The organism is Brumimicrobium mesophilum, from assembly GCF_003025005.1.
GTDB lineage: Bacteria > Bacteroidota > Bacteroidia > Flavobacteriales_D > Crocinitomicaceae > Brumimicrobium > Brumimicrobium mesophilum.
The window spans coordinates 22,798-46,900 of the sequence record NZ_PVSS01000010.1; the positions used below are offsets into that span (position 1 = coordinate 22,798).

24 protein-coding genes are annotated in these 24,103 nt (G+C 33.2%); 6 read left to right on the forward strand and 18 right to left on the reverse strand.

The window, feature by feature from the left end; all coding sequences use genetic code 11:
- Positions 1-3: 3 nt before the first annotated feature.
- Both pruA and C6368_RS11210 read left to right on the forward strand, forming a co-directional pair.
- The gene (gene pruA / locus C6368_RS11205; RefSeq protein ID WP_107039302.1) at positions 4-1,632 is read left to right on the forward strand and encodes an L-glutamate gamma-semialdehyde dehydrogenase; all 1,629 of its coding nucleotides are present in this window, start codon (positions 4-6) and stop codon (positions 1,630-1,632) included.
- A gap of 192 nt (positions 1,633-1,824) precedes the next feature.
- Complete coding sequence (locus C6368_RS11210) at positions 1,825-2,112, forward strand: FtsB family cell division protein (protein ID WP_107039303.1); 288 nt, start codon at positions 1,825-1,827, stop codon at positions 2,110-2,112.
- A gap of 90 nt (positions 2,113-2,202) precedes the next feature.
- Here the strand turns inward: C6368_RS11210 and C6368_RS11215 are convergent, their stop codons facing one another.
- The 5 genes from C6368_RS11215 to C6368_RS11235 all read right to left on the reverse strand — a co-directional run bounded on the left by C6368_RS11215 (position 2,203) and on the right by C6368_RS11235 (position 6,552).
- Positions 2,203-2,706, reverse strand: coding sequence for a hypothetical protein (locus C6368_RS11215; protein WP_107039304.1), 504 nt, complete (start codon positions 2,704-2,706; stop codon positions 2,203-2,205).
- 11 nt (positions 2,707-2,717) lie between these two features.
- Positions 2,718-3,992: a Glu/Leu/Phe/Val family dehydrogenase gene (locus C6368_RS11220; protein ID WP_107039305.1), complete on the reverse strand. Its 1,275-nt coding sequence runs from the start codon at positions 3,990-3,992 to the stop codon at positions 2,718-2,720.
- A 166-nt stretch (positions 3,993-4,158) separates the two neighbouring features.
- Positions 4,159-4,632: a nucleoside deaminase gene (locus C6368_RS11225; RefSeq protein WP_199851632.1), complete on the reverse strand. Its 474-nt coding sequence runs from the start codon at positions 4,630-4,632 to the stop codon at positions 4,159-4,161.
- A gap of 211 nt (positions 4,633-4,843) precedes the next feature.
- Positions 4,844-5,971 carry a molecular chaperone DnaJ gene (gene dnaJ, locus C6368_RS11230; protein ID WP_107039307.1) on the reverse strand — a complete coding sequence of 376 codons (1,128 nt, stop codon included), beginning with the start codon at positions 5,969-5,971 and terminating at the stop codon, positions 4,844-4,846.
- Positions 5,972-5,979: 8 nt separating this feature from the next.
- Positions 5,980-6,552, reverse strand: coding sequence for a nucleotide exchange factor GrpE (locus C6368_RS11235; protein WP_107039308.1), 573 nt, complete (start codon positions 6,550-6,552; stop codon positions 5,980-5,982).
- Positions 6,553-6,736: 184 nt separating this feature from the next.
- On the opposite strand from C6368_RS11235, the gene yaaA reads away from it, so the two are divergent.
- The 3 genes from yaaA (at position 6,737) to C6368_RS11250 (ending at position 9,961) form a co-directional block, all read left to right on the forward strand.
- Entirely contained in the window at positions 6,737-7,501 is a 765-nt protein-coding gene (gene yaaA / locus C6368_RS11240; RefSeq protein ID WP_107039309.1) for a peroxide stress protein YaaA, read from the forward strand.
- Positions 7,502-7,704: 203 nt separating this feature from the next.
- Positions 7,705-8,949, forward strand: coding sequence for an ornithine--oxo-acid transaminase (gene rocD, locus C6368_RS11245; RefSeq protein WP_107039310.1), 1,245 nt, complete (start codon positions 7,705-7,707; stop codon positions 8,947-8,949).
- 163 nt (positions 8,950-9,112) lie between these two features.
- The gene (locus C6368_RS11250) at positions 9,113-9,961 is read left to right on the forward strand and encodes a formate/nitrite transporter family protein (protein WP_107039311.1); all 849 of its coding nucleotides are present in this window, start codon (positions 9,113-9,115) and stop codon (positions 9,959-9,961) included.
- A 458-nt stretch (positions 9,962-10,419) separates the two neighbouring features.
- Here the strand turns inward: C6368_RS11250 and C6368_RS11255 are convergent, their stop codons facing one another.
- From C6368_RS11255 to C6368_RS11270, 4 genes are all read right to left on the reverse strand, one after another.
- A complete protein-coding gene (locus tag C6368_RS11255; RefSeq protein ID WP_107039312.1) occupies positions 10,420-11,496 on the reverse strand; it encodes an NADH:flavin oxidoreductase in 1,077 nt (358 codons plus the stop codon).
- Positions 11,497-11,638: 142 nt separating this feature from the next.
- Complete coding sequence (locus C6368_RS11260; RefSeq protein WP_107039313.1) at positions 11,639-11,881, reverse strand: VF530 family protein; 243 nt, start codon at positions 11,879-11,881, stop codon at positions 11,639-11,641.
- A gap of 73 nt (positions 11,882-11,954) precedes the next feature.
- Entirely contained in the window at positions 11,955-12,743 is a 789-nt protein-coding gene (locus C6368_RS11265; protein ID WP_159038566.1) for a DUF6567 family protein, read from the reverse strand.
- A gap of 99 nt (positions 12,744-12,842) precedes the next feature.
- Positions 12,843-13,628 (reverse strand): DUF6567 family protein, encoded by a 786-nt coding sequence (locus C6368_RS11270; protein WP_159038567.1) that lies wholly within the window; start codon positions 13,626-13,628, stop codon positions 12,843-12,845.
- Between the two features lie 90 nt (positions 13,629-13,718).
- On the opposite strand from C6368_RS11270, the gene C6368_RS11275 reads away from it, so the two are divergent.
- Positions 13,719-14,435, forward strand: a complete 717-nt coding sequence (locus C6368_RS11275) for a head GIN domain-containing protein (protein ID WP_107039316.1) — start codon at positions 13,719-13,721, stop codon at positions 14,433-14,435.
- 81 nt (positions 14,436-14,516) lie between these two features.
- On the opposite strand, the gene C6368_RS11280 is transcribed toward C6368_RS11275, so the two are convergent.
- The 9 genes from C6368_RS11280 to C6368_RS11325 form a co-directional block, all read right to left on the reverse strand.
- The gene (locus tag C6368_RS11280) at positions 14,517-15,227 is read right to left on the reverse strand and encodes an AAA family ATPase (protein ID WP_107039317.1); all 711 of its coding nucleotides are present in this window, start codon (positions 15,225-15,227) and stop codon (positions 14,517-14,519) included.
- A gap of 305 nt (positions 15,228-15,532) precedes the next feature.
- A complete protein-coding gene (locus C6368_RS11285) occupies positions 15,533-15,952 on the reverse strand; it encodes a DUF3010 family protein (protein ID WP_107039318.1) in 420 nt (139 codons plus the stop codon).
- An 88-nt stretch (positions 15,953-16,040) separates the two neighbouring features.
- Positions 16,041-17,408 (reverse strand): glycosyltransferase, encoded by a 1,368-nt coding sequence (locus C6368_RS11290; protein ID WP_107039319.1) that lies wholly within the window; start codon positions 17,406-17,408, stop codon positions 16,041-16,043.
- Positions 17,409-17,700: 292 nt separating this feature from the next.
- Positions 17,701-18,156, reverse strand: coding sequence for an alpha/beta hydrolase (locus C6368_RS11295; protein WP_234369128.1), 456 nt, complete (start codon positions 18,154-18,156; stop codon positions 17,701-17,703).
- 381 nt (positions 18,157-18,537) lie between these two features.
- The gene (locus C6368_RS11300) at positions 18,538-19,905 is read right to left on the reverse strand and encodes an MFS transporter (protein WP_107039321.1); all 1,368 of its coding nucleotides are present in this window, start codon (positions 19,903-19,905) and stop codon (positions 18,538-18,540) included.
- 9 nt (positions 19,906-19,914) lie between these two features.
- Positions 19,915-21,918 carry an alpha-ketoacid dehydrogenase subunit alpha/beta gene (locus tag C6368_RS11305; protein WP_107039322.1) on the reverse strand — a complete coding sequence of 668 codons (2,004 nt, stop codon included), beginning with the start codon at positions 21,916-21,918 and terminating at the stop codon, positions 19,915-19,917.
- Between the two features lie 312 nt (positions 21,919-22,230).
- Complete coding sequence (locus C6368_RS11310) at positions 22,231-22,986, reverse strand: tetratricopeptide repeat protein (RefSeq protein ID WP_107039323.1); 756 nt, start codon at positions 22,984-22,986, stop codon at positions 22,231-22,233.
- Entirely contained in the window at positions 22,983-23,366 is a 384-nt protein-coding gene (locus C6368_RS11315) for a CDI toxin immunity protein (protein ID WP_107039324.1), read from the reverse strand. The genes C6368_RS11310 and C6368_RS11315 overlap by 4 nt, the downstream gene beginning before the upstream one ends.
- 514 nt (positions 23,367-23,880) lie before the next feature.
- A complete protein-coding gene (locus C6368_RS11325; RefSeq protein ID WP_107039326.1) occupies positions 23,881-24,075 on the reverse strand; it encodes a hypothetical protein in 195 nt (64 codons plus the stop codon).
- Positions 24,076-24,103 lie beyond the last annotated feature (28 nt).

The following is a 24,103-nucleotide window of genomic DNA, read 5'->3' on the forward strand; positions in this document are numbered from 1 at the left end:
ATTATGGCAAACGCGCATTTCAAAGTACCGGTAGCGATTAATGAAGCTGTCAACTCATATGAACCAAATTCTCCGGAAGTAAATTCTTTACTAGGGAAATATAAAGAGATGTACAATCAGGAACCGATTGATGTTCCAATGTATATTGGGAACAAAGAAGTTACGACTACAGACAAAAGAGTTTTAACTTCACCTCATGATCATAAAAAAGTTTTAGGTCATTATAACTATGGTGAAAAAGAACATGTTTCCCAAGCAATCGATGCGGCAATGGCCGCAAAAGAGAAATGGTCTAACTTACCATGGGAAGAAAGAGCTAGTATTTTTTTGAAGGCTGCAGATTTAATTTCAGGTCCATATCGTGATAAAATTAATGCTGCAACCATGCTAGGTCAATCAAAAAATGTTTATCAAACAGAAATTGACGCAGCTTGTGAAACCGCTGATTTCTTCAGATTTAATGTACAATATATGTCTGAGATTTATGCTGAACAACCTGAATCTTCTCCTGGTGTGTGGAACAGATTAGAATGGCGTTCTTTGGAAGGTTTCGTATTGGCAATTACTCCTTTTAATTTCACTGCAATTGCTGCTAATCTTCCTTCAGCACCTGCAATGTTAGGAAACGTTGTGGTTTGGAAGCCTGCCGAAACTCAAATATATTCAGCTAATGTTTTAATGGAGATTTTCAAAGAGGCAGGTGTGCCAGATGGAGTAATTAATATGGTTACAACAGGAGGTGCAAACATCAGTGATGTTGTATTCAAACATAAAGACTTCTCAGGACTTCATTTTACGGGTTCAACAGGTGTATTCCGTACTTTATGGAAAACTATTGCCAATAACATCGAAAATTATAAATCTTACCCGAGAATTGTTGGTGAGACAGGAGGAAAAGATTTCATCATGGTTCACCCTTCTTCAAAACCAGATATGGTAGCTACAGCAATTGCTCGTGGTGCTTTCGAATTCCAAGGACAAAAATGTTCAGCAGCATCTCGTGCATATATTCCTAATAATCTTTGGGATGACGTCAAGAAAAACGTTGTAGAACAAGTGAATTCATTCAAAATAGGTTCTCCGGAAAATCCAAAAAACTTCGTTACAGCAGTTATTAATGAGAAAGCTTTTGATAGCATTACAGCTTATATCGATTATGCAAAAGAAAGTAAAGATGCTGAAATCATTGTAGGTGGTAATTATGACAAATCAAAGGGATACTTTATTGATCCTACGATTATAGTAACTACGGATCCTAAATTCAAATCAATGGTTGAAGAAATCTTTGGTCCTGTGATTACAATATATGTTTACGACGAAAATAAATTTGATGAAACCTTAACTTTGGTTGATGAAACATCGGAGTATGCATTAACAGGTTCAATTATTAGTCAAGATCGTTATGCAATTAGCCATGCTTTACGAAGATTAGAAAACTCTGCAGGAAACTTCTATATTAACGACAAACCAACTGGAGCTGTAGTAGGTCAACAACCTTTTGGCGGAGCTCGTGGATCTGGTACAAATGATAAGGCTGGTGCCAAACTTAATTTATTACGTTGGGTTTCTGCACGTACAGTTAAAGAAACATTTGTTCCTGCAACTGACCATAAATATCCATTTATGGGATAATACTATAGAAAAAATACTGTCTAAAAGTCCAAAATTTAAATTTTGGACTTTTTTTTACCCAAAAAAAAATAGAAAAGCGATTAACAAAAGCAATACACCAAAGAAAAGTTTATCTTTTATCAACAATCCAACTATTATAAATCCTAGGAAGGCAAATAAAAAATCACCAATTTATATTTACTTTTGTGGTAAATGAAAAGACTGAAGCACTTTAAAAACAAATATGTTATTACATTAGTAGTATTTTCTGTCTATGTTTTGTTTTTAGATGATGTTGATGTTTTCAATATTATCCGTCAAGAAATAAAACTCAATAAGTTAGAAAATGAAAAGGAAGATCTTCAGGAAAAATTCATTGAAACAAAAACGACTCTTGATCAACTTGATGATACAGACGCATTAGAAATTTTCGCAAGAGAACAAAAGCTATTTAAACGTGACAATGAAGATATTTTTGTAATTGTGAAAAAAAACGAATAGACCAGCCGATTCAAAATCATGAAATTTATAAGACAAAAATGCGCAACATTCGAAATATTGCGCATTTTATATTTATACTAACAGTTTGTTCTAACCGATGTCCTTTTGAACAACTTCCCCTTTTGATAAAATCTTTGACTTCGCAAAAAGCGATATATATTCTGACTGGATGGGATCACCTAAATGAAAGCGAACAAAATTCATAAATTTATCCTTAAAATCACCCATGATGTCACTTTCATAAATCACATCAAAACTATACAAATCAATATTTTTATGCATAAAAAGCTTAAGCTGCTCTCTATCAGTTAAAAAATCAATATTGGCTATTATTACCTTTTTACCTATTGGATTTAAAGGAGACGTAATAGGATTTTGAAAAAGAATTAAGTCTGCAGATTGAATTACATCATCACTTTTGTCACGAATAAAACAACCTTCCAATGCATATTCATTATCACTATATCCACATTCTATTCCAGCATTTGACTGAATGAATACATCTACCAGTTTACTTAAAGCTCGCATATCTTCAGGTGAAGGCATTGCAAGTGTACTACATACATCTCCTTTAACAATTCCAATATTGATCATAGTTGAAAATTTTAAGGGAATACTCCTCTTTCCATATAAGTTTGCTCAATTCTTTCAAGTGCGGCAATGTAAGCTCCAGTTCTCCAGTCAGTATTATATTTATTTGCTGTATTTACTGTTCTTTCAAAAGCTTCACTCAATTTTTCATCAATCATTTTAAGCACTGTGGCGATATTATAGTCTTCACTTCTTTTATTTTGCAACCATTCATAGTAACTTCCTGTCACTCCTCCAGCGTTACATAAAATATCTGGAATAATATCTATACCTCTATCTAACAAAATCCTTTCACCATCATAATCAATTGGGCCATTTGCTCCTTCTGCAATTAAACTTGCTTTAATGTCATTTGCATTTGCTCCAGTAATTTGATTACCTAATGCGGCAGGTATAATTATATCACAATCTAATGAGAAGAATTTACCATTGTCTATCTTTTCCGCATCTGAAAAACCAGCTATGTTTCCTTTATTATTTCCTACGTGATTATGAAGTGTTTCTGTATCTATTCCATTTTCATTGAAAATAGTTCCACTAGCATCCTGAACAGCAATTAACTTAGCACCTAATTCTAACATGAAATGAGAGGTCCAAAACCCAACGTTTCCAAATCCTTGAACAATAAATTTCTTACCAGAAAGATCTATACCTTTCAATTTAGCCCAAGATTTAATTGATGCCACAACTCCATAACCAGTTGCCCTATCTCTTCCTTTTAATCCTCCAGAACCAACAGGTTTACCCGTAACTACATGCAAATTTAGCATTCTTGTAGAAGGTGACTTAGTAGAAGCAAAAGTATCTGCTATCCAAGCCATAATTTGAGGATTTGTGTTTACATCCGGAGCTGGAATATCTACATCAGGACCAATATTCTCACCAAGTGAATAAGTAAAACGTCTTGTAATTCGTTCTAATTCATTCATTGAATATAAACTTGGGTCGATTGTAACTCCTCCTTTTCCTCCTCCATAAGGAAGACCAACAAGTGATGATTTCCATGTCATCCAAATTGCTAAAGCTCTTGCAACATCAATATCAACAGTTGGGTGGAAACGCAAGCCTCCTTTATATGGTCCCAAAGAATTGTTATGCTGAACGCGATAACCATTAAAAACCTCTATTCTACCATCATCCATCTTTACTGGAAAATGAACACTTATTTCACTATTTGTTGATGCTAAGATCTTTCTTATTCCTTTATCTAACCCCATAACATCTGCAGCATAATTGAACTGTTTCATGACATTATCATACATGCTAGATTTTTTGGTCTTATCAGCCATCTCCTTTATTTTAAATTATCATTTTAGGATTAAAACAATTCCAATCCTTTTCTATTTAACTCTATCTATCAAATATAATATTTTGATATTTCTAAAACCTATTTTATTTAACTTTTTAAGTAGTGATTGTCATTAAAATTGTAATCCTATTAATTTAATATTGGATTTAATATTCAGTTTTATCCAACTTTTCATCCCATTCTTGAAAAGCAATTATTGCTTCATCTCCCAAAAACTGAATCGTTTTAATACTTCTATGCTCTATTGGCTTTTCAATTTCTTCATATATAAAAGAATCATCAAAGCCAATATTCGCAGCGTCTTTTTTAGTATTAGCAAAGTATAACTTATCGATTCTTGACCAGTAAATTGCACCCAAACACATAGGACAAGGCTCGCATGAAGAATAAATTTCGCATCCTATCAGCTCATTCGAATCTATTGCCTTGCAAGCCGCACGGATTGCGTTAATTTCAGCATGCGCCGTAGGGTCCTTATCAATTGTAACACTGTTTGAAGTTGAGGAAATTATTTTACCCTCTTTTACGATTACAGCTCCAAAAGGTCCTCCTCCATTTGAAATGCTTTCTCTTGAAAGCTCAATAGCTTTGCGCATAAACCCTTTTTGTAACTCATTCATGTAAATTCTATTTTTCATAAATGTATTAAAACATCAGAGAATTCAAAAGTTTTATACTATATAATAGACACTTTAGTAAACAGTTTGGTAAGAAGCAAACGATTTTCCCTTAAATTGGCTAAGTTGATTTCATTTATTAAAATAACATGTAACGAAAAACACCCATCCTGTATCAAGAATGGGTGTTTCAATTATATTATAAAATGCTAAATCAATTGCTAAACATATCTTTCACGCGTTGAAAAAATCCTTTTTCTTTCCCATCTGGATTTGGTTGAAAATTTTCACTCTCACGCAATTTCTCCATGGCTTCTTGCTCTTCTTTCGAAAGACTCTGAGGAGTCCAAATATTAATATGAACAAATTGATCTCCGTTTCCATAATTTTGAACACTTGGCAAACCTTTACCTTTCAATCGAAGCATTTTTCCACTTTGTGTTCCAGGCTCAATTTTAATTCTTGCTCTACTTTTTATTGTTGGCACTTCTATTGAAGCTCCTAAAGCTGCATCAGCAAAATTAATGAATGCCTCATAATGCACATTCTGTCCATCACGGCGTAATTCTTCGTGTTCTTTTACTTCAATAACAACCAATAAATCTCCAGCAATTCCATCAAATGGACCTGCATTTCCTTTTCCACTCACAGAAAGTTGCATTCCATCTTCAACTCCTGATGGAATATCCAATTCGATAACTTCCTCCTTACGTTCCAAACCTTGATTGTCTGCTCCTGAAGGTTTTTTATCAATAATTTTACCTGTTCCTTGACAATTTGGACATGTCGTTGCAGTTTGCATTGCTCCAAGGAAAGTTTGTGTTACGCGATTAACTCTACCAGCACCATGGCAAGTGCTACATTCTTTAAAAGTAACACCATCAGCATTGACTAACTTATTTACGCGAATTTTCTTTTTCACGCCATCAGCTACCTCATCCAAGGTCAGTTTAATTTTCACACGTAGATTGGTTCCTTTAGCAGTTCGTTGTCGTGCATTTCCGCCACCTCTTCTGCCACCAAATCCACCGCCACCTCCACCGAAGATGTCACCAAATTGAGAGAATATGTCGTCCATATCCATTCCTCCACCGAAGCCACCTCCAGCAGAACCGTCAACACCAGCATGACCAAATTGATCATATCTCTGTTTTTTTTGGTCGTTTGCCAAAACTTCATAAGCCTCTGCAGCTTCTTTAAATTTATCTTCTGCCTTTGAATCATCAGGATTCTTGTCAGGATGATACTTTAAGGCGAGTTTACGGTATGCTTTTTTAATTTCAGGTGCAGTCGCGTTTCGACCAACACCTAATACTTCATAATAATCTCTCTTTTGACTCATAATTGTTTTTATTGACCTACTACGACCTTAGCGTATCGTAGTACTTTGTCATTTAAAAAATATCCTTTCTCAACTACATCTACTACCTTTCCTTTCATTTTTTTATCGGCAGGAATATTCGTTATAGCTTCATGGTGATCAATGTCGAAAGTCTGACCTTTGCTATCCATAGCTTTCACTCCTTTTGCTACAAGAATATTTGTGAATTTGTTATATATCAATTGGAAACCTTGTTTGATTGCATCTGCATCATCAGAGGTTTGATTGTTTTCGATAGCACGTTCAAAATCATCCAATACAGCAAGCATATCTTTTACAACACCTTCACTAGCATTTGAAATAAGATCTCCTTTTTCTTTGATTGTCCTTTTCCTAAAATTCTCAAAGTCAGAATAAAGGCGTAAATATTTATCATTTAAACCTGTGATTTTATTCTCAAGTTGTTCTTCCACAGATAATTCTGGAACTTCTTCTTGATTGCTTTCATTTTGAGTATCTACAGCTTGTTCGGCTGAATTATTTATTTCATCAGCTGTATGCTTTTCTTGCTCAGCAGCTTCTTGTCTGTCTTTTCTTCCCATTTTAGTCAATTTTTAAACTGAAATCCATTACGCAAATTCATTGCCATTAAGGTTATGGGGACAATCTGTCATAGAAGCATAGTATTTATTGATAAAATGTCAGTTTAAGCAGACAAAAAACCATGACAAATTGAATTACAAGACAGAGATAATTTTGTAATTTTGAGAATCAAATTTAAGCTCAATGAAAATTTTACTGTCCCCTGCAAAATCCTTAGATTATAATCAAGAAATTGAAGTTCCATTTACAGGAAAATCACATTTCATAGAAAATGCTGATTACTTAGCAAAAAAACTTCAAAAGATGTCTAAAAAGAAATTGGGTAAACTCATGCATATTTCTGATAATTTGGCTGATTTGAATTACACTAGATATCAAGAATGGGAGAAACCAGAAACTGAAAATAAAAATTCTAAACCAGCTGTCACAGTTTTCACAGGGGAAGCATATAAGGGATTAGATGTTTCAACTTTCTCAGTTAAAGATTTCGAAAATGCACAAAAAGATTTGATGATTCTCTCAGGTCTTTATGGTATTCTTAAACCGCTAGATTTAATGTATCCCTATCGATTAGAAATGGGGACGAGTTGGAATGTTACCCCAAAAACAAAGAATCTATATGAATATTGGGGAAGTAAATTGGCTGAATTTATAAATAAGGAAACCAATGAAGATGAAGTTATTGTAAATCTAGCATCTAACGAATATTTTAAAGCAGTAGATAAAAAGGTGCTGAAAGCAAGAATTATCACTCCAGTCTTTAAAGATTTAAAAGGAGATAAATTCAAGATCATTATGATGTATGCTAAACATGCACGAGGAGCTATGACCAGAGATATTATTCAAAATCAGTATAAAAATGTTGAGGACTTGAAAGGATACAATGTGGATGGATACAGTTATAGCGAAAGTTTATCAAATGAAGACGAGTGGGTGTTTGTGCGTTAACTCGGCATCTAGTAAGGAACATTGAGAAAGGGTAGTGTTTAGGAAAGAGCCTTGTCCTTATTGGTTAAATACTCTATACTTCTTATCTTAGACTGAATACTCACAATTGAGTTTTTTAATTCTGTATTGATTAACTATATTTGCAAGAGCCTTGGTGTTTTGACAGACATAACACATTTTATAAATTTCAAAAAACAAATTATATGAATACAACAACAGAAAAACTATCTTCAGAAGACATAATCAAAATGGAAGAGAAATATGGAGCTCATAACTATCATCCACTTCCAGTTGTTTTGGCTAAAGGAGAAGGTGTTCACGTTTGGGATGTTGAAGGAAAACATTATTACGATTTTCTTTCTGCTTATTCTGCCGTAAATCAAGGTCACTGCCACCCTCACATCATTGGAGCTTTAAAGAAACAAGCAGAAACATTGACGTTAACATCTCGTGCTTTCTACAATGATGCTTTGGCCCCTTTTGAGAAATATGCAACTGAAACTTTTGGGTTTGATAAAATTTTAGCAATGAACTCTGGTGCAGAAGCAGTAGAAACAGCAATTAAAATTTGTAGAAAATACGCATATGAGCGCAACGGAATTCCGGAAAACCAAGCGAAGATTATAGTTTGCGAAAACAACTTTCATGGGAGAACTACAACTATTATTTCATTCTCTAATGATGATAATGCACGCGATAACTTTGGACCTTACACTCCAGGATTTATAAAAATCCCTTATAACGATACAGCTGCTTTGGAAGAAGCTTTAAAACAAGACAATGTTGCTGGATTCTTAGTTGAACCCATACAAGGGGAAGCAGGAGTTTTTGTTCCTGATGAAGGTTATTTAGCTAAAGTTCGTGAATTGTGTACAAAAGCAAACGTTTTATTTATCGCTGATGAAGTTCAAACTGGAATTGCACGTACAGGTAATATGTTAGCTTGTGATCATGAAAATGTAAAACCAGATATGGTTGTTTTAGGTAAAGCAATTTCTGGTGGTGTTTATCCAGTATCTGCTGTTTTGGCCAATGATGATATAATGGGTGTAATCCAACCAGGTCAACATGGTTCTACCTTCGGAGGAAATCCTTTGGCTGCTGCAGTTGCAATTGCTTCTCTGGAAGTTATTGCCAATGAGAACTTAGCAGCAAATGCAGATAAAATGGGGAAATTGTTCCGCAAGGAAATGAACCGAATGATTGAAGATACAGATTTAGTAAATAAAGTACGAGGTAGAGGTTTATTGAATGCTATTTTAATTAACGATACGGAAGAAAGTACAACGGCATGGGATCTATGTATGGCCATGAAGGAAAATGGATTGATAGCAAAACCAACACATGGAAATATTATTCGTTTCGCACCTCCTTTAGTAATCAATGAGGAGCAATTAATGGAATGTGTTGCGATCATCGAAAAGACAATCAAAGAATTTAAAAAATAGTCCACATATTTAAACTAATTTCAAAAGTATTTGAATTGAAGGCTGACCTCGAATAATCGAGGTCAGCTTTTTTTGTTTTGACTAAGACGTTCAATGTATTATCTAAATTTCTCAAGCCCGAAATTTGTAAATTTTATTATTTTAGTGCTACAGACAACATTTAATGAAGGAAGAAAAAAAGCAACAAGAAGAACATCAGAAAAATTTAGAAAAACAATCCGATGAAATTTCAGCATCAGAAAAATATACGGAAATTCTCAGTCGGGTAATACACGAAGGCGAGGAAATTTTCAATATTAAGAAAAAAGCCCTTTTCTTAAGTTCTTGCATAGCAGGTTTAGAAATTGGATTTAGTTATGTTTTAGTGAGCACATTGTATTTCCTCTTAGAAGGAACGATGGGTGAATTTGCTATTTATAGATTATTTGGATTTGTTTATCCTGTCGGATTTGTATTGGTAATTCTAGGAAAATCAGCTCTTTTTACAGAACAAACTTCAGTACTAACTTTACCTGTTTTAAATGGTCAAAGAAGTATTTGGGAAATGCTTAAACTTTGGGGAATTGTCATTTTCGGAAATATTATTGGTGGTATAATTTTCATTTTTGCCATCACTCCACTCGCTCCTAAGCTGGGAATATTCAATCAAGAAACCATGGTAAAAATAGGAACTCATGTCATTGACCATGATTATTGGGTACTTTTTGTAAGTGCTATCTTAGCCGGTTGGCTCATGGGCTTATTGACATGGCTTCTTAACAGTACAGTAAAAAGTTTAACACGAATTGTAATTATAATAATGATTACAGGAACGATAGGTTTTGTTGGGTTTCATCATAGTATTGTAGGAAATATCGAGGTTTTTGGTGCTTTTATAAATTCAGACTCCATTTCAATCACAGACTACTTGATGTTTCTACTCTTGACTTTGACTGGTAATGGTGTAGGAGGAGCGATTGTTGTTGGATTATTTAAATATAGAATTTTCGAATCCAACTCCGGATCAAATTAAAAATAATTGCGAACGGATTTCCTCTTCAGGATAGCTAGGAATAAATGAATTAAAAACTTTTTCAAAACATCTTTACCCTTCTAAACCATTCTTCTTTTTCTTCTTTAATAATTTCTTTCATCTCATCCATTTCCGCTTGATGAACTTTTCCCTGTTCATTTAAAAAGGAATAGAATTTTCTAAAACTAGAAATATTTTCTTTGATCGTGGCTTCAGTAGACCATATAGCGACTCTTATAAAATAATCTCCTAAACTTGAAAATCCTTTATTAATTTGTTGTTTTCAAGCTTGGTTTTTTCAACCAATTCCTCCCAAACAATAAATTCTTTATCTTTCATTTTTAATCATTTACGAATTTGCAAATTACAAAAATTATATAATACAATATTGAGACAGTTGGATTTAATATTTGAAAAAACTTAAAATTGCCATGACCAACCAACATTGCGTAATTCACTTATTCAACAAAACCTTCCCAACGCTTCATGTATTTTATGAAATCCTCACCTAATCCCTCTTTCTTTAAATAATCAGCTGAAACTGGAGTCTTTGTTGATTCGAAATTTGGGTTTTCCATTACTCCTTGAGGGAAATCATGATGTAAAATACCAGATTTACCTATTGAAACAAAATCAACTCCTGAATCCAATACTTTTTGAACATCTGATCCATTTATGATTTTCCCAGCCACAGTTAGTTTGATATTCTTGTAATCTAATTCTGTGAAATGACTAAGCAGAGATTTTTCTTGATAATCCTTAATTTCTGGCATTTTAAAAACATCCCAAAGTGAAACATCAAGAAAATTGATAATTCCTTCATCTATAAAACGTTGACAAACTTGCTTCACTTCAAGCAAATCCATTCCAAATCTTTCTGGTGAAAGTCTAACTCCTAGCAAGAACTCTTTTCCACAAGTTGCTCTGATTGCATTCACAATTTCAAAAAGTAAACGTGATCTATTTTCTAAACTTCCACCATACTTATCAGTTCTAAAATTGATTTCTGAACTTAAGAACTGTGTTAGAATATATCCGTGTGCTCCATGTACTTCCACTCCATCGTAACCAGATTTCTTAGAACGAATTGCAGCATCAATAAAGTCAGATTTTAATTGATTAACCTCTTCAATAGTTAATTCTCTCGCTCCAGTATCTTCATTACCCGATGGACAAACTGGTGCTTCACCAATCAATTCGGAAGGAGTTCGCATACCTGCATGGTGCAATTGAACTACCGCCAAACTTCCGTGCGACTGAATTTCTGCAGCTAATTTCGTATGTCCTTCTATATGTGAATCAGAAAAAATCCCGAGCTGACCAGGAAAACCTTGACCGATTTTCTGAACATGAGAAGCACAAGTCATCACCAATCCAAATTGACCTTCTGCTCGCATTGACAACCATTTGAATTCATTGTCAGAAAGCGTTCCATCCTCATTACTTTGAGTGTTCGTCATTGGGGCCAACATGAAACGATTTTTCATTGTAGAACCATTGGAAAATTCCATTGGAGTTTGTGGAGATACTTTCATTGATTTATTGCGCTTTTTCGATTATATACTTTTTAAATAACAAAGCTGAATCTATTTTGTTGGAATAGGTTTACGAATTGATAAATTCGTTAATAACTTCGCTGATTGTAAAAGCTGTTCTTAATAATCAATTCGTAATTGACTATTTAAATCTTTTCAAATTTTTCAAGTAAAGCTGCTCCACTTTATCTCTTGCCCAAGGTGTTTTTCTCAAGAAATTCAAACTTGATTTTACTGTGGGATTGTTTTGAAAACAGTTAATATTAATTCTATCACCTAAAGCCTCCCATCCATAATGTTCAACCAAGGTTTCTAAAATCGTCGCCAATTTAACTCCATGAAGTGGATTATTTGGCTGTTCTTGAGGTGTATTTTCTTCTTGCATTTTATCTAAAAGAATTGTGTTCTTAAAAACATCTAATATAGTAAAATCAAAAGCTATCCTTCTTGAAAAGATATTATTCTTTAACGCTAAGGTCTTTATAACTCATAACAACACGTTTAAATACTCCATCTTTTTCATATTGTATTAAGGCAGAATCATGGCCTAATCCAACTATTTTAACATAGTGTTTCACAAATTCTGTTTTATAAGTCTCCTCATTAACGACAGCTTCGCGGTAGTAATCTTCATCGCCAACTTTAATATCAGTATTGACCAAGCCTTTGATATTATTTTCATAGAACATTTTATTTACAGAAATTCTTTTTATTCTAAATCTATCACGCTTGTTTGACATCATAACCTTAGCTTTAAACTCACCAAATCCAACAACTTTCCCTTTTACATATTCTCCCCTGTATTTAAGAAAAACCATTTCATCTATAACATCATAAAATCGAGGAGGCTCATTTACTAATCCTATAGGGTATTTATTAATATCTGTTTTTACGACTGCGTCTTCGTTGAAATCTACGATATCGGCAGAAACAACAACTTTTAACTTAGAAACAATTATAACATAAGAACGCTTAAAATCTACACTTACATTAGCTAGAGCTTGACCTTTGGATAGGGGATAATTTTCATATAGATTTCTCTTTGCTTCTAAAACTAGAGCATCCGTTCCTATACCTCCAATTCCAAAAACTTGGGTTGTATTTGAGGTTCCAATTGCATAATCTATCACTGTGAAATTTTCATCACTCAAAGATGCACTTCCTACCATAACACCCGAATGAAAGGCACAAGAATTAAATAAAAATGGCAGAACAAAAAGTAACGAAAGGCGAAAGAATAATTTCATAGCAGTATTTAAATTAAAATTTTAGAATCTTCAAGATTAGTAATTGTGCACTAAAAATAACAATTCGAATAACACCTCCCTAAAAAACAGCAAGAGTAATTATTCTTTTAAACTTATATCTTTGTATTTGATCTTTGAGAACATAGTAACATCTTCTTGATCATATTCAATCAAAGCTTCTTTTTGACCGAAAGCGAAAATATTTCCAAAGCGGTTAACTTCCATTACACCCCCATCCTTATCAACGATATGCTCAAGATAAATTACTTCATCACCAATTTTAAAATTAGTTTCCAAAATCGCATCTTTTTCATTTAGGAAAAACAGTTTACTTATTGGCACTCTGTTTATTCCTAAGCGCCCTCTATTGTTATGTCCTAAAACTTTAACTTGTGTTTCTCCAAACCCAACAATTCTTCCAAGCTTCAATTCTCCATGTCGTTCATAATAAACATCCTCACTAGTCAAGTTAAGTTGTGTTTCTCTTTTCTCATCTACTCTAATTGAAAAATCAGTGTTTTTTGATTTAACAACAGCTCCTTCATTAAAATCAATTACATCAGCAGAAACCATAACCTTATTTTTCGATACAATTAAGAAGAATGATCTTTTAAAATCTACAGAAACATTTGCTAAAGCTTGCCCATCTGTTAATGGATAATTGTGATATAAATTCCTTTTAGCTTCCAAAACTAGGGCATCAGTCGCTACTCCTCCCAATCCAAAAACTTTGAAAGTTTCAGATGTTCCAATAGCGAAATCTACCACCTTAAAATTGGCATCACTCAAAGCTGCGTTTCCTGACATCACTCCTGTGTGAAAGGCACACGAATTTAATATTAGAACCAGTGCAAAAATTGATGATATACGGGTAGCTTTTTCCATAGTAGTATTAAGAAAGGATAATAAAGGAATGATAATTTCCAATTTTGAATCAATAATACAAAATTAAAAACTTCTTAGTATCTTCAAGGCATGAAAAATTCTATATTCATTATCAGCTTACTGTCCATATTGACTTTTACATCTTGTTCAAATTACGATTCTGGTCCAAACATTTCTAAAACCTTTCCTATATCAGAATTTTCTAACTTAGAATTAGAAGTCGTTGGTGAAGTCTATTTCGAACAAGCAGATAGTTTCTACATGCATGTTACCGGTGGTTCTAACTTAATTGAAGACCTTAAAATATCAAATGATGATGACGAACTTACAATAGAATTAAAAAACAAAGACAACTATTCTGGCAAGAAAAATGATCTAACAATTCGTGTTGGTTCACCTCATCTTTCATTGGTTGATTTCAATAGTGTTGGTACATTTTTTATGGAAAACAATTTCAAAGGAAACCAATTAACCATTGAAAACAATGGCGTTGGTGAAATAAAGATCAATGAAATTCATGTTACATCCATGAACTTAATATCCAAAGGTGTTGGAAAGGTTGAAGTTAAGGGAACTGCTGTGAATACATTTATTAATTCTGAAGGAGTTGGCGAGATAGACAGTAAAGACTTAAAATCAAAAAATACAACTGTAAAATGTGAAGGTGTAGGAAGTATTTCGGTTCACGCTTCTGAAAACATTGATATTTCATTATCAGGAATAGGAAATCTTGAATATTATGGAAATCCGAAAGAGATAAACACCAATATTTCAGGATTAGGGAAAGCCAAAAACATGGATAAATAGTTGAGTATTATACTATCAACTTTTATAGGAAAAAACTAAAAAATCCAACTCATATGTTGGCTTTTTTAATGACTTATTGTTTTATAAAATTCCCTCTTCCAACTTTGAAATCAAAAGTGACTTCACTTCCGTATTCACATAGTCCTTGACTTCTGCGAACGACAAATTATACTTTCTTTCTATGATTCGCATTTCTTCAGGAAATGTAGAAAGCAATTTATCATAGAAAGTATCAAGAACCTCAACCGATGGCATATCAAAATCAATGCGCAATTGAAATCTTCGCATCAAAGCAGAATCTATAATTTCAGGGTGATTAGTAGCACAAATTAAAACCGCATTTTTTGGATAATAATCGATGAGTTGAATAATTGTATTTACCAATCTTCTCATTTCTCCAACATCTTTATCGCTGTCATCTCTGGATTTTCCGATTTGATCAAATTCATCCAAAAAAAGCACTGACTTATCTCTACCTGCCTTGTCAAAAACAAGTTTAATGTTTTGGGCAGTTTCTCCTATTCTAGAACAAATAATATTACTCAAGTTAAGAATCAAAATCTTTTTTCCTAAAGCATTTGCTATGGCCTTAGCTGTTGTAGTTTTCCCACATCCTGAATGCCCTTGTAACATCACCTTGTTGTTAACCGGCAGATTATATTTCGTGAGTTCTTCAACATACTTATACTCTTTGATAAGTGTTTGAATTTTTTTTCGGTTTTCTTGATTCAAAAAAACGTCTTCTAAAGAAACTACTTCTTTGTCTCTAATTACAAGGTCATGAATATCCATGGTTGAAATAAATTTGAGCGCAAAGATAAGAATAGAGATTTCAATTATGAATAAAAAAAAGTAGACTCAATAGTTGTTTAAATTTGCGCTGTAATGGAATGCGGAATAAAAATTAATGTTTGAGGTTTTATTATTAACGTGGGATGCTTTAATGGAACGCGGATTTTCGCAGATTTTCATCATACTTAAAACTAAAATCCGCGCTTATCCGCACTCGTAGATCCGCGTCATCCGCGTTCCTTCATCCTACCTAAGTCCAATCTCACGCCTTACACCATTCGTAATTTGTAATTCCAAATTCGTAATTATTTTGTTGTCCTTTCCAACAGATAAAAAGCTAAATCATTTGAAGCCTTTTGATAAGCATACTTTGGTGAAAATGTATTTTCATTCTTCTTATAAAAAGCGCGCAAAGTAGCTGGAGCAATAAACTCAATTTCCACTTTAGGATACATTTGAATCAATCCTTCAATTTTAAATGAGATAGGTGAAGCTGCAAAAGTTCCTTTCGTACCTCTTTTAATTATTGCGATTTGATCAAAATTATTTCTTTCTAAAAAAGAATGAATCCCTTCATGGATAGACTGAACCTCATTAGAATCCAAATGCTCTTTTAATTGAACTTTCTTTAGTTTATCTGAAATTTCAAAAATCCCTGATTCTGTTTTTTCTAGTCCACTGAAAATTCCTGTGCTTCCTTCTAAAGATATTCCTAGTACTTTCATTGTTTAGTTTTACTTTCACAATATACACATTGCTTTTTTAAACCACAGTCATATCTAATTAGGATAATGACTGTGGAATAAATTTACATTATTGAACAACTGGACTTCTGGTTAACCATCCTCTTCTACTTGCTGTTACAATCGCATAAGGTGTTATCCAGAAAAGAGTGAAAAAATAAAATATATTGTAACTAAAAATCCATAAAGCATTTCTTTTACTGCTTTTTACAGCGTAATATATTGCTGGAATTAAAGAAAATAGCGCAATACTGATTATTGTTGTGCTTAGGAAAAGAACAGGATAGAAGATCAAACTTAAGAACATTAAGATTAAAGTTGGATACGCAGTTATGATTGTCAACCACTGATTAACCAACAAAATTCTAGGGTTTAGCTTATTATTAGTTCTAAAATCACTAAACGCAAATTTTGACATCATGATGTTCTCACGAACATTACTTCTTTCCCATCTAGTAAACATTTTTCTTAACACGCTATACGTTTCTGGAATGTTTGTTGCAACAAGTGCATTACTCTGAAACAAAGTATTGTATCCTTGTTTCATGATCATATTCGTCATGGCTCTGTCTTCACCGATGTCAGTTTTTACACCCATAAAAGTTTGGTCAATCCATTCTTCTAAACAACCCATTACAGCTTCTTTGCGGTAAGCCGAAAGAGCACCAGGAGTACACAAAACACTTTTCATTTGACCTTGCGCGGCACGAATAAATCCAAAACTAAAAGCAAAACTTACGTTTAACATTTTTGGAATAATTGCATCATTTGCATTTTGAATTTTCACGTTTCCTGCAACTGCACCACATTTTTTATCTACAACAAAAGGAGATACAAGATTTCTTAGCGTGTTTACATAGATTAATGAATCACTATCAATTGTAACGAATACATCTCCCGTTCCTAAATTAAAACCCCTGTAAAGTGCGTGCCTTTTACCTTTGTTTTCAGGCTGTTGAATAATTGTCAAGAAATCACCTAACTCAGCTTTCGCTTTTTTCATCCATTCCCATGTATCATCTACACTACCATCATCAATGGCAATCAATTGGATTTTTTCTTTTGGATAATTACTTTTCGCAATACTTTGTAAAGTGTCGTAAACAAAAGCACCTTCATTGTAGGCGGGAACTAAAAGTGTAATGGTTGGCAATTCATCATCTTTCACAGATTCAATCGGTTTATATTTCAAATAATGAAATAGTAAGAAAGCGAAGAAATATAGTTTGAATGCTAGAATGAGCATTGTGAAGTAAAAAAGAATACTCCCAAAAGTCGAATTAAATTTTAGCGCTCCAAAATCTTCAAATTGATCCTGAAAAAAGTAGAGTACAAAACCTGATCCTACGATTAAAAGAAGAGTATTTAGCAGAATTCCATAATCCTTTAATGACAAAATTGTCTTAGGATTTAACGATTTTAAATTTTTAACTACCATTTTTTAAAGTGTTGAACAGTGAATATTTGTTTGCTTAGTAGATGATAAGTCTCTCCTAAAAGAGTGGTAAACTTACTGCATAATATCAATTCAATTCACCGTTCATAACAAATTTTGGCCACTTATAACATTCGTTAACTATTAAAAATGGAGATGTATAGGACAGCAATCCAATATATTAAAAACCTTATACACAAGATATTAGTAAAATCAAAAAGAATTGTTTATGGCTAAAAACAGGAGGATTTAGATAACATTTTTTAAGAATCGTAATTTGTAAAAAGATGCGAAATCATTCTAAGTTACTCAACATCTTATTCAAAATTGAACTGATCTCTTTTGCCCTAGTTAATACCATCATATGTGAACCGTTTTCAATAAAATAATTTGGACTTTTCACATTTCTAATTGGAATTGTATGGTCATTACTTCCATGTATGTGAATGATTTCTTTAGAATTGGACTTCCGCCTCCATCGAATAATCATTCTCGCTGTTCTTTTTAAATAATTTGGATCTTTACTTTCCAACATACTTTTGAAGGTTTCTTCATTTGTATTTCTGTCAGGCTCCACGATAGGCTGTAAGGTTTTCGCACCCCAATACACTAACCGTGCTGGAAAAATCTCGAACAAAGGAATTGCTCGTTGAAATCTATACCTTATCGGAAGTTCCTTTCTGTTTTTAGCACTTGAAATAATAACAACTTTCTCAGGGTTTAAAACTTCACTTAATTCTACACTCAACATTCCTCCAAGCGAAACACCAATAAGAGCAAAATTTTCAGTAGTGTCAATCGAAGTAGAAAGTTGCTTGGCTAATTCTTGTAAAGATATTTTTTTACTGATGGTGTCGTATTCTAAATACCTAATTTTGAATCCATTTCTAAAGAATCAAAAATTCGATGATCAGAACCCTGACCGGGAAGAAAATAGATAGTTTCTATATTTTGAGCTTGACACAATTGAAATACGAACAGAAATACAATTAAAGTGATTCTTTTTGATATTGTTTGTTCCATTATTTCTAAAATAAACTCAAAAATTAATTATTCACTTCATCCTTATTACATTCCAAAACTTATTCCTTGCTAATGGAAAATTAAATAATTCGTAATTGATAATTTGTAATTATTTTTCTTTCTCCGCTAACTTCCTCAATCTACTAGCGCTCAAAACCTTTCTTCCTTTCACGCTTTCTTTTTTCGGAACGAAAATCAATAAAACCAATCCTACAGCGAAAAATGCTACAATTGAAAGTACAGAAGCCCTTAAATCTCCAGTCAAATATTCCATCAAACCGAAGAAGAACAATCCTAAAACAATTCCAATTTTTTCGGACACATCATAAAACGAAAAGTAAGAAGTATGGTCTTCAGTAGTAGGTAAGAATTTAGAATATGTAGAGCGAGAAAGTGCTTGAACTCCTCCCATAACCAATCCAATTCCGGCAGCTAAAAAGTAAAATTCAGTTGTAGATTCTAACCAATATGCCCAAATACACAGTAACATCCAACCAATCACTACAAAAATCAATGTTTTTAAATTTCCAATTAAACTAGAAATGTAAGACATTAAATATGCTCCTCCGGCTCCTAAAATTTGTATTAACAAAATAGCAATAATCAATCCTGTATCTCCTCCAGCGTCTCCCCAATCAATTTCTTTTTTGGCGAAAACAACAGCCATCAACATTACGGTTTGAACTCCTGTATTAAAAAAGAAAAAGGACAACAAATAACGTTGTAACCTTTTGGTTTGACGAAATTCCTTGAAAACTCCTTTTAATTCTTGTACCCCCTTAAAGATATACCCTGATTTTACATCACGCTTATAAACGTTATGTGGCAATCTTCGAAAAGTAAATTGCGCAAATCCCATCCACCATAATCCAACCAAAATAAAACTGTATTTGGTGTAGGATGGATCTCCAAGCATGATCATTGCCAAACATAAAACCAATAAAATCATACTTCCAAAATAGCCCATTGAAAATCCTCTTGCTGAGATATTATCGTGATTTTTTGGCTCTGCTATTTCTGGAAGATAGGCATTATAGAAAACCAAACTGTTCCAAAAACCAATACTGGCAAGAAAAATAGACAACATTCCCCATTCTATATTTGAAGGATCAAACCAATATAAAGAAATACTGGAAAGCGCACCTACATAACAGAAAAACTGCAAAAATCGCTTTTTACTCCCCGTAACATCGGCTATACCCGAAAGTAAAGGAGATAAAACACTTACCAACAAAAAAGAAGCCGCTAAAACATAAGAAAACAATACTGAATTCGATAATGTGAATCCAAAAAACTCAACCATCACGTTTTCGTCTGGTAATAGCTTATCTCTGCCTACTGTTTTTAAATAATAGCTTTCTGTAACATTCGTATAGAAAACCGGAAATATTGCAGAGGATATCACCAAATTATAAACTGAATTTGCCCAGTCATAAAAAATCCATCCTTTTATAACACGCTTATTTCCTTTTTCCATCGGTTTGTTTTAGTAATTCAATAATTCAGTTAAAACTGTTTCGAAACGCTTATTTGGTAAGAAGTTTTTCTCTAAATCTGCTTCAAAAGGAATTGGCGTATTTAAAGATGCCACTCTTCGAATTGGCGCATCTAAATATTTGAAACATGCTTCATTAATCTGAGTAACTATCTCCGCTCCTATTCCACCAATCTCTACATCTTCATGTAAAACAATAACTCGTCCTGTCTTTTTCACTGATTCAATGACAGTTTCCATGTCTAAAGGCGCTAAAGTTCTCAAATCTATTAAATCTGCAGAAATTGAAGTGTCATTTTCTAATGTTTCCAAAGCCCAATGCACTCCCAAACCATAAGTAACAATCGTTACGTCAGTTCCTTTTTTCAAGACTGCCGCTTTTCCTATTTCAGTAGTATAATAATCATCATAAATGTCTTCTCTCAAACTACGATAAAGGAATTTATGTTCGAAAAACAACACAGGATTTGGATCTTCAATAGCTGCTGCCAACAATCCTTTTGCGTCTCCTGGAAATGCTGGATAAACAATCTTTAATCCTGGTGTATGGAAAAACCAAGCTTCCGTACTTTGTGAATGGAATGGTCCGGCTGCTACTCCAGCACCTGTTGGCATTCTCACCACAACATCAGCATTTTGTCCCCACCGCCAATGTAATTTCGCTAGATTATTCACGATTTGATTAAAACCTACTGTCACAAAATCGGAGAATTGCATTTCTACCATTGCTTTCATTCCAGCAATTGATAAACCAAGTCCAGCTCCAATAATTGCGGATTCACATAAAGGTGTATTTCTCACACGGTCTTTTCCAAATTGTTCTACGAAGCCTTCTGTAACTTTAAAAACACCACCATAATCGCCAATGTCTTGTCCCATTAATACTAATTCTGGGAAGCGCTCCATAGATTGTCTCAATCCGTCAGAAACGGCGTCTACCAATCGTTTTTCACTTTTATTTTCTGATTCTGGCGCCACAACAACTTGATTGTACTCCTTGAATAAATCTTTAATTTCCGTTTCTGTATCTGGAATAATTTTAGGTTCCGCTCCAGCGACATCTAAACCATTTTGAATTTCATCCTTTATCTCTTTAGAGAAATCAGCAATCATCTCATCTGTCAATAAGCCTTCTTCTTTCAAGAAAAGTTCATAATTAACAACAGGATCTTTTTTGCTCCATTCATCTTGAATTCCCTCAGGATAATATTTCGTTCCCGAAGCTTCTTCATGACCTCTCATTCTAAAAGTCAAACATTCCAATAAAAATGGTCTTGGACGCTCACGGATAGATTCTGCGATTTGCTTTACCGAAGTAATTACTTCCAAAATGTTGTTTCCATCGATTTGAAAAGCATCCATTCCATATCCTATTCCTTTATCTACGAATTGTTTAAACCTGAACTGTTCATTACTTGGAGTTGACAATCCCCACTGGTTATTCTCAATTGTGAAAATCGTTGGCAATTGCCAAACCGCTGCAACGTTTAATGCTTCATGAAAATCTCCTTCACTTGCTCCACCATCTCCAGAAAATACCAAAGTTGCTTTCCCTTCTTTTTTGATATTAGAAGCTAGTGCAATTCCATCAGCAATTCCTAATTGTGGCCCTAAGTGAGAAATCATTCCAACGATATTATAATCCATTGTTCCAAAGTGGAAAGAACGATCACGTCCTTTTGTGAAACCAGACATTTTCCCTTGAAATTGAGCAAAAAGTCGCTCCAAAGGAATATCACGTGTTGTGAAAACACCTAAGTTCCTGTGCATTGGAAGAATTACCTCATCCTTTTGCATCGCTAAAGTTGTCCCAACACTTATTGCCTCTTGTCCCCAACCAGAAAACCATTTTGAGATTTTCCCTTGACGTAAAAGAATCAACATCTTTTCTTCAATAAGACGAGGTTTCAAAATGCGTTTGTATATATCAACAAGTTCACCATCAGTGAAATTTGTACGGTCGTAATCTATATGTCGTTGTAATAAGGTTTCCATGGTTTGAATTATATCTTCTTAAATTTGATAAACAAACTTAACATTAATCTTCATTTATGAATAAGGAGAGGGGTAAAATAATGAGAAATGTTTGGGAGGTTGGCAAGATGGGATGACGGAACACCGTTCCGAAAGTTTTCGGAAACGCAGATAGTCGCGGATTTTTTATTTAGACGGATAATTTAGGTTAGCTCATTAACTTTAGTTTATCCCTAGAAAATAGTTCGAAGCATTTCTCCCTTTTTGGAGAGCCTGTCCCGAAAAAATCGGGAGAGATACAGAGGGAGGATTTTTAAAACAATTTTGTAACCTTCAAAAATCTACAATTTTTAATTCTTTCTCTATTTTTTTCATCCAAAACTCTATTTCCTCTCCAAAAAACCCATTTTCTGAAGATTTTGAAGCTTTTTTACAATATTCAAAGCTTTTAGCAATGTCTTTTGCAATAAAATCATTCCCATTATAGTACAATTCCATCATTTTCATACAGGCTATTTCGCTCCCTAACTCACACGCGTTACCATAATATTTCAAGGATAATTCGACATTGAATACTTCAACCTTTGTATTCATATAGACTTTACCAAGATTAAAAAAACCTGTTGTTTTGAAAATGTCATCTTTGGTTAAAAAAGTAGCTAGTTCAATTATTTTATTATAGCTTAATTCATCGTAATCTTTATAGTATTTCAGTAGTTCATTTACACAAAGAACAGACCCTAAACCATAACCTTTTTCCCAACATGAAATTGCTTTTGGAATATCTTGCTTTATTAAATGGTCAGAATAAAAATATAAATCCCCTAGTTCCTCGGCAGCATCAGTTGAGCCCATTTCTAATGCTTTTTCAAGACTTTCTATCCCCTTTATTAATTTTTCTTTTTTTGACTTACCTCTTGAGGGATTTAATAAAATCTGACCATACAAAACAAGTAAATCTAATGATTCTAACCAATTAACAGATTCAATTAATTGAATTGCAGCATTGTCCTTTTCATCCAAATACAAGTCATTAGCTCTGTCATAAACAACTTTCATTCTTTTAAGATTATCTATTAATAAATTCATTTATTTTCAAAAACCAATCTTTTCGATCCATCATGATGAAGTTCCAAAAGCCAACTAAAATTAGTTGCAAAAATGTAATACACCCTAGAAACGCTAGATACAGCATCTATATTTTCAATAATGTTTGAAAAGTCTGATTTAACAAGTGGTATGGCATAATTATCCCAAGCGATAAATGCATCCCCATTAGGAACTAAACTTAAAGCCTCTTTTGCATTATTAAGCTCAAATCTTTCATTATATTTCTCGAATTCTAATCCAGAGGTAACGATAGAAAAGATGTTTTGCATTTTCTCCATAAGAATCCATTGTTCTGGATCACCAACAATCTTATACGATTCTAATTTTTCAAGACAATGTCCAAAGCTTTTATTTTTCATTTCAATTCTTCATTTCACAGTTTATTGACCTTCTTCTAGCTTGACTAAGCATCCTCTCTAATTCCAAAACGATACTTTCTTGGCGAAATAACTTCCTTATAAATCCAAAAGGAATATTTGCTTTAAAGATATATTTCTGACTATTAACTTCTAATTTGTATACTTTTAAAAGCGATGATAAAATGACAATTTTCCTAATTTTCAAATTTTCAATATTGCTTATACTAATCGGAGCACTTAAGAACCTAGTTAAAATTACATTTCCTCCTTTGACATAAACATTACAGTCGAAGCAATTGATTTTAGTGTAGAAATATAGAAACAACCCATAGATAGAGAAGTAGACTAAATATCCCAAAGAATAAAACGTTTTTACTTCTAAATTGATTTGGATTGCAATTATAACAAAGGAACCAGACCAATAAAAATTAGGAAATATCTTAAAGAATTTTCAACTCCAAATATTTTTTTCATTTCAAATTTAAGTTTTAAGGATGTTTGATTAACTTAAAAACTATTTCGAAGTTTTATTGTTATTTAAATACCATGAAAATGCAAATCCTAGAATTCCTAAAAGTGAAGTTACTATCAATTTGATTACAAAACTAACCCCATAATAACTGCAAACCATAAATGGAATCATGGCTGACAAAGCGATAATTATGAAACTTTTTTTATCTGATTTGCTTAAGAATTCTTTATTTTTCATTAAATTTTCTTTTATAAAAAACTCTCAT